Source organism: Pontibacter amylolyticus (assembly GCF_014638845.1).
In the GTDB taxonomy this organism is placed as follows: domain Bacteria; phylum Bacteroidota; class Bacteroidia; order Cytophagales; family Hymenobacteraceae; genus Pontibacter; species Pontibacter amylolyticus.
Genome location: NZ_BMFP01000002.1, coordinates 59,740 through 75,450, shown reverse-complemented (window position 1 = coordinate 75,450; position 15,711 = coordinate 59,740). Strand labels below are relative to the sequence as shown.

Below are 15,711 nucleotides of genomic sequence, written 5' to 3'. Positions count from 1 at the left end.
CTTAATGTGCTGATGGTGCCGGAAGCTCTAAGGCAGTTGCAGTACCAGCTTCTCGACTACCTCCGGCAAATACTTGTGCTCAAGTTGCAGTACGCGGGCCGCCAGATCCTCAGGCGTGTCGTCGGGGTATACCGGGCAGCGCTCCTGCAGGACAAACTCACCTTTGTCGTACTCCTCGTTCACGCGGTGGATGGTGATGCCTGACTCCTTATCGCCGGCGGTAACTACGGCTGTGTGTACGTTGAGCCCGTGCATGCCTTTGCCGCCGTACTGGGGCAACAGGGCCGGGTGAATGTTGATGATGCGGTCCGGGAAGGCCTGCAGGAAGTTCTGGGGCACGAGCCATAGAAAACCAGCCAGCACGATCAGATCGGGCTGGAAGGACTGTACCTGCTCCAGCACTTTCGTGGAGTTATAGAACTCGTCGCGGGAAAACAAAAAAGCCGGGACGTGGAAGGTCTCGGCTCGTTTTAGGGCATACGCTTTCGGATTGTTGGCGAAAAGGGCGGCCACACGTATGGCAGGATGGTGCTCGAAGTACTCCATCAGGCGCTGCGCATTGCTGCCCGACCCCGAAGCGAAAATGACTATATTCTTTTTATCTGCTGGTGTCAAAGGTATAGCTATCGATTGAAACCGCAAATATAGCTGGTTTAGGTATAGGAGCCAGCAAAAACAGGCAGAAAAGGTATGGCTTTTATCTTCTGAAGGTACGGGTATAGAGGTCGATCCACTCCTGCGGCGTCATTTTGGAGGCCAATTCACCGATAAGGGCCAGCGGCACATGCTCCGGCTTCTTAAAACGGATGCAGCTTTTGCCCATGTCGAGCTTCCGATTACTGTGTTTCGGAAACTCCTCCTGGAACCAGTTGAGCAGGCCTTCGTCCGCATACATCCCCATGTGGTACACGGCGATGTGGTTCTTCTGCGAGGCGATGCCCATAAAAGGCAGCGGCTGTTTTGGGTCGCAGTGGTAGCCGGCCGGGTAGAGGCTGTGCGGAACTGCGTAGCCCAGCATGCCGTAGCCCATCATTTCTTCAAAACCCGCTGGAATATTCCTGACGATCACCTCTCTTAGGTCGTTCATGATTTGCTGGCGTTCTTCGGGAAGCTCGGCCAGGTATAGCTCGGGTGTCGGGGCGGTTGATTGCATATTGGTTGTTGTAGGTATATGGCTTGTTAAGTTACGCTGTCTGTACTGTCAGTAGTTAGGGGCGCTATTTCAGGCGGATGCCGGCGCAGGCAAAATACCAGATTCAGGCATTCTTCATGAGCTAATTTTATGGGGAGTGGCTACGTCTTGTTCTTCCTCAGCCCAGGCAATCATTTTAGTGATGGTGTTAAAGTTTCGGGTGGTGGCCGCAACCCCTAGCTTCCGCTCCAGGAAATTATTGCTGAGTTTGCTGTCGCTGAAGGCTTGAGGTATGAACATGTAAGCTGACATGCCGTCTATACGAAGTTTCTCCTGCCCAAAGTCCTGTGCGAGCAGTGCCTGTACCTTCTCCTCAGCCGGCGACTCCTGAAAAGAGACAAAAAACACCCGCGCTATCGGGTACTCGTCACCCAGAAACGGGTTGTTGTCGAGCATTTGCCTGAGCTCGTGACCGGTTCTGACCACGATGGCCAAGTCCGGACCGATATGCTCTTTGATCAGCTGATGTACCCGCAACTCTACCTCTTTGGCTGATAAATCGCTGCGCAACACAGCATTCCCGCTCTGAATCCAGGTGCGCACCTGTTGAAAGCCGGCATCACTCAATACCTGACGCAGCTGTGCCATCGGCACCTTGTTTTTCCCGGTAGGCATCACACCCCGTAGCAGAACAATGTATGTCTTCATGTTGGAAGAATAAGGTATAGATTGAGCTTGTGTATGGAAGGATCTCGTCGCTTTTGAATACATGCAGGTGTAAGGTATAGCACCGGCCGGCACAACGCTAAATGGCTCGATTAGAGCAGCTGTATAGACGAAGTATAACCAGCTGTTAGCTACCAGGTTCCATCCTTATTTTTTCAGTTTCGCCTTCAACGACCAGGTGAACCGAAACTCGGCCACTTTGTCGCCGGCCTCGTCTATACCTGTGCTGGTAGCCACTACGGTTACCCCTTCGCCAGTAAGCTTGGTCTGGTCTGCGGCTGCTTTTATACTATGTCCGTCTTCGCAGCTAAAGGTAATTTTCCCCACTGCTTTCTTCATAAAATCCGCTTCCATGTGCACCACCAGCATCGACACAGCCGGGACTGACTTGTAAGTCTGGGCCATGCACAGCAAACCCGTCGAAAGCTCGGCCGCCATACTCAAACTCGCGAAATAGATGGAGTTGAACGGGTTCTTGTTGAGATACTTATAGGGGATCGTCACCTCCGCCCGCTCTTCTGAAATAGAACCAACCCGCAGGCCGGCCATATAAGCCATCGGTAGCCTGGACAGCATAAAGAGCCGCAGTTTGCTGGGGGAGGCGGCAAGCTGGCGAAACTGGTCGGCAGCGGTCAGAGTGGTTGCGGGCATAACAATGGGTTGTATACAGGTTTCGCTAAAGGATCAAGGGTTATCAGGTATAGCAATTGGCTATGCGTGCGCTAAGTACTCTACTGGCTGCAATACACACTTGTCGCACACACCCTGCACACAAAACCGGAATTCCTTCACCTGGTAGCCCTCCGGCATTCGCAGCGTCGGCACGTATACCTCGTTCAGGCAGTAGGTATGTCCGCAGGCAGTACAGCTGAAGTGAATGTGGTCGTGCTGGTGCCGGTGTTTGTTGCAGGCCTGCTGGCAAAGGGCATAGCGCGTAATGCCGTCCGTGCTGGGGATACTGTGCACCAGCCCATGCTCCTCAAAGGCGTGCAGGGTGCGGTACAGCGTGACCCGGTCAAACTGTGGGCCGAGCTGCTGTTCTATGGCAGCGTGCGCCAGGGCGTGTCGGTGCTCAAGAAACAAACGAAGCACCTCTATACGGCACTTCGTCTTCCGAAGCCCGTAGGCCTCGAGTAACAGGTGAAGTTTGTTCATAAGGTAAGGTAGGTTCGGGTACGGCTATCCGTTGCGAAAGCAAATAGACTATGTAATTAACAAAATGCACATCTAAAATGCAAGTCCTTTACCTCTTACCTTCAACACCAATAGTTATGCGGTGCTGATGCCAGACAATTGTGTGCAGGGGCAGGTATAAGTACCGGATACTCCCGCTCGCACAGTTATAGTGATGGACGGTTTGAGCGAGACTGGCTAGCGCATCAGGTTAGGTATAGCGCAGCGTCTGTATTCTTAAAAGAGGTACAGGGAATGAAGTAGCAGATGGTAGCTTCATCATACCCTCACCTTCTGGAAGTTTGAATTAAAAGGGAAGGGGCTAATGGGTATACCTGGTTTTTAATTGATCAACAACATCGACAGAATACCAGTCAGCATAATGAACTTGCCCAGGTTGCTCAGGTAGGTAAAGTCACGCTTGCGGTCGGCCCGCACCAGTTTTACCGTCATCCAGATGCTCGGGATCAGCACCAGCAGCAGCATGTAAATGTCAAAGCCTATCCCTGTGACGGGGTGAAAAATGACCACCAGCAGGAAGGCCTGGAAAAGCGCGATAACAGGGTATAGCACGTACTTGGCACGCCGTATACCCAGCACGATTGGAAGCGTACGGCAGTCAAAAGAGGCGTCTCCCCGCACATCCTCCATGTCTTTGACGATCTCCCGGATAAGCGAAATCAGAAAGGCAAACACCGCGTAGCTGATGGTGATTTTGTTGAGCTTGCCCGCATAAACGGCCACAACCAGCAGCATAGAGGCCGATAAAAGTGCAATAACCAGGTTGCCAATTAATGGTAATTTCTTTAACCGGTCAGAATAGCCCCACAGCAGGAAGACCGCGCCTACATTGATAAGCCCAACCGGTATCGAAAGGTAGAAACCCAGCGCTATACCTACAAACGAAAGCACCATGTGCGTGAACATGGCCGGTCTGCGGCGTATGCTTTTGCCAACCACCACCCGGTCAGGTTTGTTGATGGCGTCGATCTTGATATCGTAATAGTCGTTGATGATGTAGCCCGCTGCGGCAATACACATCGTGGAGAGTGTCAGTATCAGGAAGCCAAGAGTGGGTATACCTGAGAAATTTATACCCGCGCTCAGCAAACTGGCTTGCACCAGCGCCTGGCTCAGGAGTATGAGTAGCAGATTGGGAAAGCGGATAAGGGATAAGAATTCTTTCAAGACAAGATAACAGGTATAGCCCTTGTAAAGTTAAGACCAGTAGGTGGCACCTCAAACTAAGGACATAAAAAAACCCCTTGCTGGAAGGGGTTTTCTTGTCGGTGTAGAGCTGTTAGAGACGCTGTACGTTTACCGCGTTGATTCCTTTTTTGCCTTCCTGCGTGTCGAAAGCTACTCTGTCGTGCTGCTGGATTTGCAGGCCGTTCAAACCCGTTACGTGCACGAAGAAATCCTCATTTGTTTCGTCTTCGGTGATGAAGCCGAAGCCTTTTGATTCAATAAAGAACTTTACTTTTCCTGTCTTCATAAAAATGAAAATAAATAATTTTGAATAAACTGTCTGTAAGATTAAAAAATAATTATATATATGCAAATTTTTATGTAAAAGAAATTTGCTATTTGATTTGAGAAAAGTATAATGCGCTTACCAGGTATCCTGCACCTTCATGATTTTTTCAATCAACTCACGCACAGCACCCTTACCGCCGTCTTTGGTTGAAATAAAGGTGCATATCTCGCGTATATCATCGGCTGCATCGGCGGGGCAGGCCCTGAGGCCGCAGCGCTGCATGGCTTCCATATCTGGCATATCGTCGCCCATGTAGGCTACTGTGGCGGGGTGAACACCCTGCATGTACAGGTAGTTTTCAAGTTCTTCCACTTTGTCTTCCGCACCCAGAAAAATGTGCTCAATCTCAAGCTCCTCGAGTCGCACACGTACCCCAGGCTCATTTTTAGCGGAGATAATGGCCACATTGTATCCCTGGCGTATGGCGTGTTTGATCGCAAAGCCGTCTTTAATGTTAAAGGCACGCACTTTCTCGCCGTCAGCAAACACGTAGAGGGAGCCATCTGTTAGTACGCCGTCCACATCGAAAACGAAGGTGTTGATGCGTGTCAGGTCAGGTTGTGTGATAGACATAAGCTAAATGAAAAAGGTCCTTTCCAGTGAAAGGACCTTTAAAAATATATATTTAATTTAATATTACGAATTTTTCAGGGCTGAATATCAGCTTAGTCCTGATTATCGCGCCACTCGTATACCCAGGCCGCCTGTATTTGCTCCAGGTGCCCCTCGTTCGATTCTTCACGCTTTCCGGCAAAGTTCGGCAGCGTCAGAATCCACTCCAGCAGTTCGGTAAAGCGTACGCGGTAGATTTTTGACTCGTTGAAGTCATCGCCGAATTTCTCGTACAGGGCCATCGCTATGTCTTCGTGGTCGCTCCAGTGAATTGGCGGCTCATAATTCTTATCCATGTCTTTTCAGGTTATCTATGTTGACTTAAGTTTAATCGCTTCCTCTTAGTGACCCAGGAAGTCCTGCGGCGGGATGGTGACCACAATGTCCTCGTTGCCCTGCATGACGCACTGGCAACCCAGGCGGGAGTTGATGCGCGGGTCTACGGCACGGTCAATATAGTCCTCTTCTTTGTCGGAGATCTCCGGTAGGTCGTCCATTCCCGACTCGATGTACACGTGGCAGGTACTGCAACCGCACACGCCGCCACAGTTGTGTTGTAGCTTGATGTCGTTGTTAAGCGCCACGTCCAGCACCGATTCGCCCTCCACAGCCGGGAGGACCTGATCCGGTGACCCGTCAGCGAATTTGAAAGTTATATTTACAATTTTCATGAGTCTTGCTATTTACGGTGCAAAGTTAGTAAACATGCCCCCCGATTCAAAGCCGGGCGCTTTATACCTCCACCGAATATAACTGTAGGGGGATCAATTGGTTACGCTGGGGATGCCTAACGCTTTTGGGAATGGTCCTGTATGCTTTGTGTGAGCAGTTGGTATACCTGCTGGTAAAGCGGCTGGTCCTGCAGCAATCTCAGATGCTCCTCAATCACGTTTTGGTCGTGGCGTACCGCAGGCCCGGTCTGTACCAGGAAGGGGTGGTTTTGCATCGCCTTGGCAATCGTTTCCTGAATAAGCGGCTGCAGCAACGTATCGGGCAGCGCTGCCTGTTGGAGCAGCTGACGACTTATACCCAGCAGGTGGTTCGTGAAGTTACAGGCAAACACAGCCGCCAGGTGCAGCTGCCTTCTTTTAAGAGAGTCTACCTGATGCACCTCCTTTGAGATTGTGCTGGCTAGGGCCTGCAAAGCCTGCAGCGTCTGCTCGTCTTCAGCCTCTATTAGTATGGGTGTCGTGCTGAAATCTACAGGTTTCGACTTCGAGAAGGTTTGCAAAGGATAAAATACGCCGGGTCGGGCACCCGCTATACCTTGCAGCGCTGCCAGTGGCTGCGAGCCGGAGGTATGGACTACGATCGCGCCATCCGGGACCCGAACTGCCGCGGCTACCGAGGCAATGGCCGCATCCGGCACGGCAATCACAAACAGCTCGGCACCTGTGGCACGCAAGTCCAGCGAGTCGACTGCCTTGGCTGGCGGCAGCACCTGAGCCAGGGCTTCCCGGTGTGCCGCAGTAGGGCTGTACACGGCTACGATATCATGCCCTGCTTGTTGCAACGCTTTGCCCAAGAGCCAGGCCACATTGCCGGAGCCTATGAGGGTGATTTTCATGGAATTGTGTTAAAATTTGTATGAAGCCACTGTGTTACCTCTGGTAATGGCACGGTGTAACACTCCCTGTCGTCTCCGTGAGACCCAATGATGGGGGTGTAATTGAACCCGAGCCCCTTGCTTAATAGCATATAGTGTGCTTTCATAATTTTGGCTGGATGAAACTCCAACACGTGACATTTTTCAGCAAATAGAATATTGGTCAGGCCGGCCCCATGGGAGGACACGACAGCTTCGGCGTCATAGAACAGTTGGATCTGTGATCTATAATCCAGGTCTTCAGCCCAGATCGTGATAAAACCATACTGCTCCAACAGCGCGATCAGCTCCTGTTCATTTAAGATGCGGCGAAGTGTTGCTTTCGAGCGGCTGATGTAAACACGTTTTTTTGGATTATCGCGTTCAATCCCATAGCCACCCCAGATTTTTTCCCTTATCCACTGACTAACTTCTATCGGCAGGTATGCGCTAAAGGTCGCTGCTACAAAAGACGGCAGGTAAAAATTAGCTATTCTGATCTTATGATGCTTGCTGATGTACTTTATCTTGACGTGCGGATAATCCTGCAGTAAGTATTCCAGCATTTGTTTCTGGTATGGGTGCGCCCCACTCCACATCAAAAGGGTAACCGGCTCCTTTATTAATTGCGTGATAATGTACACGCGCGGCAGGCAGTCAATTAACCAGTGAGAGATATTATTGTCAGCCCAGTGACTATGTTGTATGGTGGTATATACTCCATACGAATAGGTATGTGGAAACAGCAGACTGAAGTCCCGGAAAGCCTTCGTTTCTGTAAGCCGGGTTACGCTTGAAGCTGATTCTACAATCAGTTTATGGTTAAGCAGGATAGCTCCGGTGTGGCTTAAAAAGGTGACATCTTTCAGTTTAAAAACCGAAAGCTCTTTCTGTCTGTGCCCCAGCCCATAATCAGATTCAAAATAGTTGTAGGACGCAGCACACTTTTTTAAAAAGGCTTTCTCATCCTCTGTAAAATCCACTTCGTATTCTTCTGTCAAATTGATTTTCTCGCCACGGCCGTGCAGGTAAGAGAAGAAGGGGTAATAACTGAAAAGGCGTAACGTCACATAGAAGGCACTGTTGATTTTACGTTTGAGTATCCTGAAAAAAGCAGCTGCCATTCCTTTCCTAGTTAATCGTAACTTCTTCTATACCTGAAATCTCAGCAGCCACCTGTGAAAAAGAGCTGTAATAGGAGCCCAGAACTTTATCAGTTTTAGAAAGGCAATATAAATCAATTAAGGCTTCCTGTATACCTTGTTCGGAATTTCTATTATAGCTGCTTTTCTGGAATGTAGTAATTCTGTTAGGATACTTTTCCAGGAGTTCTTTCTCGGTTGTCTTACAGTCCGTAGACAGGAAGAAATTAGCGTTATTTTCTTCTATTTCACGATCCATTGCGCTAGTAAATTTTTGTAAAGGACTGTGCTCGATGGATGCTGTGTGATCAGAACGGCGTATGTGCACGCCAACCATATTGGTGAAGCGGTTGCTCAGTTCGGCTATCTGACTATGAAGCCTGTCGATTGGAACAAAATTCTCTCTGTAGTTCTGGCCAGAAGTCAACTTCCAGGCAGAGCAAACAAAGGCGCTCCCTATAGTATTCAGTACCTGCAATAGTGGGTTAATGCTTGACAATGACTGTACTTCATAATCCTGCATACTCCTAATTTTATTAGGTTGGATAGAGGTGTCAAGCGGAGCTACTGTATGTTCTATCTCCTCATACCATATTTCTGCATTAATATTCAAGACAAACTTAGTCAGTGCGTACAGACTTTTTTTGCCTATGCTCATTGGTCTGGAACCCGGTAGATAAGGGAAGATGGCTTTTTTGCCCGCCCACTGCTTTTCTTCCATCACACTGAAGTTCGGTGAGGGCTTAAATAAAGCAGCGTATCTGCAGTTTAACCGTTGGTCTCTTCCCCAAAACACGACAAGCTGTTTCCCGGTTTCTTCAGCCAGCCTCACGGCTGAATCTATGGCCCGCATTCTGTTACAGAGCCCGCCTACAGGTTTAAGGTATAGTTTGTCGCGGCTTTTCATCGAGAAGAGCTAAAGGTAATTAATTCATACACTTTATGTCCAGGGTATGGTCAGAATCTAAACAAATAAGGCAGGCCTTTACAAGCCTGCCTTACAAATCTAATACAATTTAGCAGTTTTACGCTGCCTGTGCCTTCCGTTCCTCTTTCACCTTGGGAGCTTTGCTCTCGCCAGAGCCACCTTCTTTATTGCGGCGCACAATTGCCATCACAAAGCCGATGGACATGATGATGGTGCCGATCCAGAGGATGTTCACGAACGGCTTCTCCATCGCTTTCAGGATGATGTAGTCTTTCTGTGTCACGTTCACCCCGATCGTGAAGCGGTGGTTCTCGGTGTCGATGTTCAGGAAGGTGATGCGGATACCCAGGTCTTCGATGACTTCCGGTACGCGGCCCATCATCTGGTCTTTGATCATCAGTACAGGGTGGGCGTGGTAGTTCTTGCGCTCGCCCATGATCTTCATGGCGGCCTGCACCGCCACGTCGCCTTCCGCCAGTTTTACGCCCGGCACCTGCTCTATCTGCTCAATGCCGTTGAATATGGCGATGTAGTCATTGATCACGATTGTGTCGCCGGCAGAGAGTACGTACTCCTGCAGTTCGCCCCAGTCCTTTTCCTCGTTCGGGTCCGGAACAGTGGAAACGTGGGTATAGAGGTCCTTGTCTGTGAAGTGCTTGATGTCTGGAGAGGCGAGGAGGCCCATGTTCGGGTTAACCTGCGCTCTAGGGTATAGCACAAAGTTCTCCTTGTCGCTCGTGTAGCTCACTTCGTAGTAGGTGTTTTCCGGTGAAATCAGGTCCACTGTGTCGCCGGTTTCGTAGTATACCTTGCCCTTAGCTTCTATTTTGCCACGGGCAATGGCTTTGTACATGTCGTCTGTTTGGTAAAGCAACTCTTTGGTCACATAGCCCGGCACGCCTTCCACTTCCTGGAACTGACCGTGGTAACTTACCTTGAAGCGATCCATCTGCACAGGCGTGTTGCGCCACAGGAGCACGTTGTCGCGGTTGATCTCGTCAGGGAACTCACGTGAGTAGAGCAGGCCTGAGTTGTTCTGCGAAATGATGTTCGAGTAGCCCGAGGAGAACAGAATGCCGATCAGCATCAGGGCTATACCGATGTGTGCCACGGCGCCGCCTGACAGTGTTATTTTCTTCTGCAACAGGCCAAGTATGATGCTGAAGTTGGCGAACACCGCGAAGAGTGATACCACAAACAGCAGGATGTATACCGGGTTGTCGAGTTTGAAAGTGAAGACATCAAACTTGTTGGACAGGATGATCACCAAACTGGCAAACAACAGCGTGAGCATCAGCGGCATGGTGATTGCGTCCTTGAAACTCTTCTTGTTCGCTTTTTTCCACCACAGCAACTGGCCAACACCTGTCAGGATGGCGATGGCTACACCTGCCCATAACTGGAACTTGGTGTAGTGTTCAATCTGGTCGGCTGGCAGGGCGGCGTTAGATTCTATCCCGATGAAACCAAGGAAGGAATTATATACAGGTATAGAAGTCGTTACAAGCACCTGGAAAGCGGCCAGGCAAAGCACGGCAGCGCCAATGAATACCCAGAACTCAGCACTGTAAGTTGAAAGCTCTTTCTCTGTCGTGGGGATCTTCTTCCAGTTATACACCAACAGGCCGATAGCGAGCACCGTGAATACCATCATGTAGGTAAACAACTGGCCTGACAGACCTAAGTCCGTAAAGGAGTGTACCGAGGCGTTGCCCAGAATACCGCTTCGCGTCAGGAAGGTCGCGTACAGAATCAGAACAAATGAGGTGATCACCAGGATGAAGGAGGCACGCAGGCCTTGCTTGCTGCGGCGATAGGCAATCATGGTATGGATACCGCCCACCAGCACGAGCCACGGGATGTACACCGCGTTCTCCACCGGGTCCCAGTTCCAGTAGCCCCCGAAGTTCAGGGTTTCGTAAGCCCAGTATGCACCCATCATGATACCGATTCCCAGCGTTACGGCCGCGAAATGTGACCATGGCATTGCAGGACGAATCCACTCACTGAACTTGCCTTTCCAAAGGCCGGCAATGGCGAACGCGAACGGAACAAGCGAGGCGGCATAACCCAGGAACAGGGTCGGCGGGTGAATCACCATCCAGTAGTTCTGCAGCAGTGGGTTCAGACCGGTGCCGTCGGCTGGCCTAAAGTTCGGGTCCATGGCAAACACCGGGGCGTCGGCCATAAAATCGCGCATCAGGATAAAAGGAGACGAGCCCAGCTTGAAATCGCCGATCACCACACCCAGAATCATGGACGAGATGAAGATCTGCACGAAAGAGAAGATGGCCATGACAGGCGCTTCCCATTGCTTGTTTTTCTTGCCAGCGTTCATCAGCACCACGCCCAGTGCCACGTGCCAGAACATCCAAAGCAGGAACGAACCCTCCTGACCTTCCCAGAAACAGGAGATCATGTAGTGAACAGGCAGGTGGTTAGACGAGTGGCTCCAAGCGTAATAGTACTCGTAACGGTGCTCGTAGATAATGTTGAAAAGGCTGAAGATAATGGCCACCACCGCTATACCGTGCACATAGAAGGCAGCACGTGCCAGTTTGCGCCAGCTGGTATCGCCGCTCTCTTCCGTTTTCTGGCGCGCGGCCATAAAATAAGCATAGGAGGCTACAATGGCCGCTACAAAAGCCACAATCACACTCGCGTGGCCAAAGTCTCCGATTAGCGTATTAATCATCTTGATAAGTTAGAAAGTTAAAAAGTTAAAAAGTTAGAGCGTTGCCCCAGATGAAGTCGCTCTTAACGATCAACTGTTCACTAATTTATATACCTGCGGTGTTGGTTTGAATTTCGTTCTCCGTGTACTTGGACGGGCACTTGAGGAGTATCTTGTCTGCCACGAACACATCATTTTGCATGTTGCCCGTAATCACAACTTGCTCAGAGCGCTCAAAGTCCTGCGGTTTGGGGTTGAAGTAGACCACGCGCTGTTCGAAGCGGTTGGTGTCCACCAGTGTAAAGGCGAAGTAGTTCGGGTCCTTCATCGGCTCATAATGCATGCCTACGATGTGTCCTTTGTCATCCTTCTTGAGGCGTCCTACCACGTGCACTTTTGTGGATTTGCCGTCTTCTGCCAGTTCAATGGCCTCGCCAAATGAAACATAGGTACTTGCGTCGCCAGCCGTGGTCATGATGATACCAATAGCCATGGCGATAACGATAATGCCGATGATGTGTGATTTTTTCATCTTTACCTGATTATAGATATTCCATTTCTGTTAGCCTAACACACGATAGAAAGTTTTAAATCCATCGCAGATAGGGATATTTGTCATTTTTCGCCTTAGTCGGGCAAAAAGATTTAGCGGTTCACATACTCGTCTTTCAGCTGTTTCTCCAGTCGGCCCACCTTGCGGTCGAGGGCGATCAGGTAGAACAGCACGCCTGCCAGCACGGTGAGCAGCACGGCCACCACCACGTATATTTTGCCGTCCTGGCGCAGAGCGTCGGCCATTTCGATGTTTTGCTGCGGGGCTGACGAGAACTCCACCATCTGGTCTTGCGCCATGGCCACGGTTGGCTCAAAGGTGAACAGGACGCCCAGCATAAAGCAGCAGATGGCCAGTATTCTAAACATTTTCATATATGCGTTGTCTCAGTAATTCCAATCTTGATTTCACGTTGATAATCCATACGCCCAGCAGCGTCCAGCCCAGCACGGCCGGGTAAAACACCATCCGCAGGCTACTGTCAAGGTCGTAAGCGTTAAAGCCGGGATTGCCGCCGTTGCCCGGGTGAAGCGAGTCGGTCAGGCGGGGCAGGATGAACAGCAAGGGGATAAGGGCCGCAAAGGCGAAGATGTTGTACACGGCACTGATGCGCGCGCGCTGCTGTTGCTCGGCAAAAGAGCTGCGCAGCACGAGGTAGGCAAAGTAAATCAGCAGGCCAATGGCGGCACCGTTCTGTTTCGGGTCGTTGCTCCAGTACTCGCCCCACGTAAATTTGGCCCACTCCATACCTGTCACGATGCCCAGCACGCCGAAGAGGATGCCCACTTTGGCGGCTTCGTGCGCGATGATGTCGTTCCGGAAGCTCGGCTTGCGCAGGTATTTGATGGAATACACTACCGAAACCATCAGGATGAGAATCATGCCAAACCACATGGGCACGTGGAAGTACAGGTTGCGGATGGTCTCGTTGAGGATGGCCAGTCGGGGAACTTCCGACAGCATACCCACCGCCACGGTAAACACCAGCAGCAGCACGGTCAGTATTTTCCACCAGTTCTTCTTCATGTTCCTTCTTCTCTTATTTTGATGAAAGCCAGCCTGTGCCGGTCTCCATTCTGCTTTTTACTTCTAACAGTTCCGCAGCCCAAATTGTCGCAAATCTGCGCTGAAACTGTGTTTAATTTTAGATAAGTTAGCTACTTATACCTTGTTATGTGTCGGCTATACCTTGCTCCACGGGCTATACCTTACGAACGCCAAAGGTACGGGAACAAAATATAAGAAACAGTGACAACGATCATGTTTATGGCAAGCAAAGTAAGTAGTTCGTCGAGACTGGCAGCCCGCTCCAGCCCATCCATGGCGTTTTTGGACATTTTGATCAGCATCAGCAGCATGGGCACGATCACCGGGAAGCTGAGCACGGCCATGAGCGTGCTGCTGTTGGCGGCCTTGGAGGCTATACCTGAAATCATGGTGAGGGAAGTTGCGAAACCGATGGCGCCGAGCAGAATGCTGAGCAAAAACATCGGAATGTCTTCTACGGGGTTGCCCAGCACGAAAGCGTAGAACACGAAGCAAATCAGCGCCAGCACCAGCATCAGGCAGGCGTTGTAGAGTATCTTAGCTAAGATTATGCCTTGCGGACTCACGATCGAGTAGAAGTAGAGCAGCCGGCCGCGGTTTTCCTGCATAAAGCTCTTGGCAATGGCATTGACCGATGTGAAGAGCAGGATAATCCAGAACAGGGCATTCCAGACGGGCACCTGCAGGGCATTCGAGCGGAGCCCGAAGCTGAGGTAGCAGACGAACACCGTGCTACTGACGTAGAGTAGCATGCCGTTAAAAGCATACTTCTGCCGCCACTCCAGCAGGAAATCCTTCTGCATTAAGTATATGACTTCTTTAAACAGCACCTTCGTGATTTTGCGCAAAGGTACGACACAAATTGTATAATTACTAAGGGCCTGGCTATACCCTGGCGTGGGTACAATTCCAGCGCCAAGGTATAGCCAGGCCTCGGCGATCAAGTCCGGTATGGTAGGGGTAGCTCCGTTCCTCCATCATAAACCTGAATTCATAAAAAAGGCGCAAGTTCGAAAACCTGCGCCAGAAAAACGTCTATACGTATTGAATTTATTCCCCGCAAACCAACAATTGAACCATCAACAATTCAACAATTTACTCATCCTTCTTTTTCTTTTTCCTTTTGTGCTTCACCACTTTCGCCTCGCGGTAAAAAATGATTTCCTCGGCCATGTTGGTCACCTGGTCGCCTACGCGTTCCAACTTCTTGATAATAGAAAGGAGTGCCAAAGCTTCCGGTATGCGGTCGGGGTTGGCTTGCAGGTACTTGGTGATAACCACGTCCGATTTGCGGTAAATTTTGTTGAGGGCCTTGTCGAGCTTGATGATTTCCTTGGCGTGCTTGGGGTCGTCTTGTACGAGCGCGACACGGCATTCGCGGAACATGGCAAGCGCCTGGTCATACATTTCCATCATCTTCGTGAGCTCTATGAGCTCAGGGTCGAAGGGGCGGTCGATTTTCTTAACGAAATGGGCCATCCCCTCGGCGGTGTCGCCGATGCGCTCTAGGTTGGTGTTTATCTTAAGCATGGCCAGCACAGTTCGCAGGTCTACCGCCACAGGGGTATAGAGGGCGAAAAAGTTTTCGCACATCCGGTCGATTTTGATGTCGTAGTTGTTGACCTTGCGTTCGAGCTTGATAATCCGGTCCGCCAGTTCGTGGTCGGCATTCATCACGGCGTCGCGTCCGCTGGTGAGCTGGTAGTCAACCAGGTCCCACATCTCCAGCAGCTTTTCCCGCAAGCGGCGCAGTTCTTCATCAATATGTTGCATTCGTATGTCTTTTTTTGCGTGAGATTTAATTCCTATACGTGAATCGGTGGGGAGCGCCTGTTAACCGAAGCGGCCCGTAATGTAGTTTTGGGTTCGGGTATCGCTCGGACTCGTGAACATGGTCTTGGTTTTGGCATACTCCACCAGTTCGCCCATGTAAAAGAAGGCGGTATGGTCACTCACACGTCCTGCCTGCTGCATGTTGTGCGTCACAATCACAATGGTGTAGTTCTTTTTGAGTTCGTGAATCAGCTCCTCGATTTTGGCCGTGGAAATCGGGTCGAGGGCCGAGGCAGGCTCGTCCATCAGAATAACCGAAGGCTGTATGGCCAGGGCGCGCGCAATGCACAGGCGTTGTTGCTGACCACCTGAAAGGGCCAGTGCCGACTTGTCGAGCTTGTCTTTAACTTCGTTCCAGAGAGCGGCTTGCTGCAGCGACTTCTCACAGGCTTCCTGCAAAATCTTCTTGTCCTTTATGCCTTGTATTTTGAGGCCGTAAACCACGTTTTCGTAAATGGTCTTCGGGAACGGGTTCGGTTTCTGGAACACCATGCCCACTTCCTTGCGGAGTTCGTCTACCCGCACGTCAGTGGCATAAATATCGCGGCCGTCCAACAAAATCTGGCCCTGGATGCGGAAACCGTCGATGTAGTCGTTCATGCGGTTCAGGGTGCGCAGAAACGTGGACTTGCCGCAGCCTGACGGGCCGATAAAGGCGGTCACGGCCTTCTCTTCCATGGCGATGTTGATGTTCTTGAGCGCCTGGAAGTCGCCGTAGTAGGCGTCAAGGTTATTGGCTTCTAACTTACTTTGTTTTTTGGTCATGGGT

20 protein-coding genes are annotated in these 15,711 nt (G+C 50.6%); all 20 read right to left on the bottom strand.

What is annotated here, in order from left to right; all coding sequences use genetic code 11:
• Nucleotides 1-27: 27 nt before the first annotated feature.
• The 20 genes from purN to pstB all read right to left on the bottom strand — a co-directional run bounded on the left by purN (nt 28) and on the right by pstB (nt 15,707).
• Entirely contained in the window at nt 28-615 is a 588-nt protein-coding gene (gene purN / locus IEV97_RS05220) for a phosphoribosylglycinamide formyltransferase (RefSeq protein WP_188500472.1), read from the bottom strand.
• Nucleotides 616-697: 82 nt separating this feature from the next.
• Complete coding sequence (locus tag IEV97_RS05215; RefSeq protein WP_188500471.1) at nt 698-1,153, bottom strand: DUF1801 domain-containing protein; 456 nt, start codon at nt 1,151-1,153, stop codon at nt 698-700.
• A gap of 114 nt (nt 1,154-1,267) precedes the next feature.
• Nucleotides 1,268-1,840: a DUF1697 domain-containing protein gene (locus IEV97_RS05210; protein ID WP_188500470.1), complete on the bottom strand. Its 573-nt coding sequence runs from the start codon at nt 1,838-1,840 to the stop codon at nt 1,268-1,270.
• Nucleotides 1,841-2,005: 165 nt separating this feature from the next.
• On the bottom strand, nt 2,006-2,509 hold the full coding sequence (locus tag IEV97_RS05205; protein WP_229733810.1) for a PaaI family thioesterase: 504 nt from the start codon (nt 2,507-2,509) through the stop codon (nt 2,006-2,008).
• Between the two features lie 60 nt (nt 2,510-2,569).
• Nucleotides 2,570-3,013 carry a Fur family transcriptional regulator gene (locus IEV97_RS05200; RefSeq protein WP_188500469.1) on the bottom strand — a complete coding sequence of 148 codons (444 nt, stop codon included), beginning with the start codon at nt 3,011-3,013 and terminating at the stop codon, nt 2,570-2,572.
• 360 nt (nt 3,014-3,373) lie between these two features.
• Complete coding sequence (locus tag IEV97_RS05195; protein WP_188500468.1) at nt 3,374-4,219, bottom strand: geranylgeranylglycerol-phosphate geranylgeranyltransferase; 846 nt, start codon at nt 4,217-4,219, stop codon at nt 3,374-3,376.
• A 112-nt stretch (nt 4,220-4,331) separates the two neighbouring features.
• Nucleotides 4,332-4,526 carry a cold-shock protein gene (locus IEV97_RS05190; protein WP_076669063.1) on the bottom strand — a complete coding sequence of 65 codons (195 nt, stop codon included), beginning with the start codon at nt 4,524-4,526 and terminating at the stop codon, nt 4,332-4,334.
• Nucleotides 4,527-4,643: 117 nt separating this feature from the next.
• Nucleotides 4,644-5,141, bottom strand: a complete 498-nt coding sequence (locus IEV97_RS05185) for a KdsC family phosphatase (RefSeq protein ID WP_188500467.1) — start codon at nt 5,139-5,141, stop codon at nt 4,644-4,646.
• Nucleotides 5,142-5,233: 92 nt separating this feature from the next.
• Entirely contained in the window at nt 5,234-5,476 is a 243-nt protein-coding gene (iscX, locus tag IEV97_RS05180; protein WP_188500466.1) for a Fe-S cluster assembly protein IscX, read from the bottom strand.
• A gap of 45 nt (nt 5,477-5,521) precedes the next feature.
• Nucleotides 5,522-5,851 (bottom strand): 2Fe-2S iron-sulfur cluster-binding protein, encoded by a 330-nt coding sequence (locus IEV97_RS05175; protein ID WP_188500465.1) that lies wholly within the window; start codon nt 5,849-5,851, stop codon nt 5,522-5,524.
• Nucleotides 5,852-5,967: 116 nt separating this feature from the next.
• The gene (locus IEV97_RS05170) at nt 5,968-6,747 is read right to left on the bottom strand and encodes a Rossmann-like and DUF2520 domain-containing protein (protein ID WP_188500464.1); all 780 of its coding nucleotides are present in this window, start codon (nt 6,745-6,747) and stop codon (nt 5,968-5,970) included.
• The gene (locus tag IEV97_RS05165; protein ID WP_188500463.1) at nt 6,744-7,889 is read right to left on the bottom strand and encodes a glycosyltransferase family 61 protein; all 1,146 of its coding nucleotides are present in this window, start codon (nt 7,887-7,889) and stop codon (nt 6,744-6,746) included. Before IEV97_RS05165 ends, IEV97_RS05170 begins: the two co-directional genes overlap by 4 nt.
• 7 nt (nt 7,890-7,896) lie before the next feature.
• A complete protein-coding gene (locus tag IEV97_RS05160) occupies nt 7,897-8,814 on the bottom strand; it encodes an O-fucosyltransferase family protein (RefSeq protein WP_188500462.1) in 918 nt (305 codons plus the stop codon).
• A gap of 118 nt (nt 8,815-8,932) precedes the next feature.
• Nucleotides 8,933-11,530 (bottom strand): cytochrome c biogenesis protein CcsA, encoded by a 2,598-nt coding sequence (gene ccsA / locus IEV97_RS05155; protein WP_188500461.1) that lies wholly within the window; start codon nt 11,528-11,530, stop codon nt 8,933-8,935.
• A gap of 85 nt (nt 11,531-11,615) precedes the next feature.
• Nucleotides 11,616-12,041 (bottom strand): cytochrome c maturation protein CcmE domain-containing protein, encoded by a 426-nt coding sequence (locus IEV97_RS05150; RefSeq protein ID WP_188500460.1) that lies wholly within the window; start codon nt 12,039-12,041, stop codon nt 11,616-11,618.
• Nucleotides 12,042-12,154: 113 nt separating this feature from the next.
• The gene (locus IEV97_RS05145) at nt 12,155-12,436 is read right to left on the bottom strand and encodes a CcmD family protein (RefSeq protein WP_229733809.1); all 282 of its coding nucleotides are present in this window, start codon (nt 12,434-12,436) and stop codon (nt 12,155-12,157) included.
• The gene (locus tag IEV97_RS05140; RefSeq protein WP_188500459.1) at nt 12,423-13,088 is read right to left on the bottom strand and encodes a cytochrome c biogenesis protein; all 666 of its coding nucleotides are present in this window, start codon (nt 13,086-13,088) and stop codon (nt 12,423-12,425) included. Before IEV97_RS05140 ends, IEV97_RS05145 begins: the two co-directional genes overlap by 14 nt.
• A 182-nt stretch (nt 13,089-13,270) precedes the next feature.
• Nucleotides 13,271-13,912 (bottom strand): heme exporter protein CcmB, encoded by a 642-nt coding sequence (locus IEV97_RS05135; protein WP_116541867.1) that lies wholly within the window; start codon nt 13,910-13,912, stop codon nt 13,271-13,273.
• 292 nt (nt 13,913-14,204) lie between these two features.
• Nucleotides 14,205-14,882, bottom strand: a complete 678-nt coding sequence (phoU, locus tag IEV97_RS05130; RefSeq protein ID WP_188500458.1) for a phosphate signaling complex protein PhoU — start codon at nt 14,880-14,882, stop codon at nt 14,205-14,207.
• A gap of 60 nt (nt 14,883-14,942) precedes the next feature.
• Entirely contained in the window at nt 14,943-15,707 is a 765-nt protein-coding gene (gene pstB, locus IEV97_RS05125; protein WP_188500457.1) for a phosphate ABC transporter ATP-binding protein PstB, read from the bottom strand.
• Between the last annotated feature and the right edge of the window lie 4 nt (nt 15,708-15,711).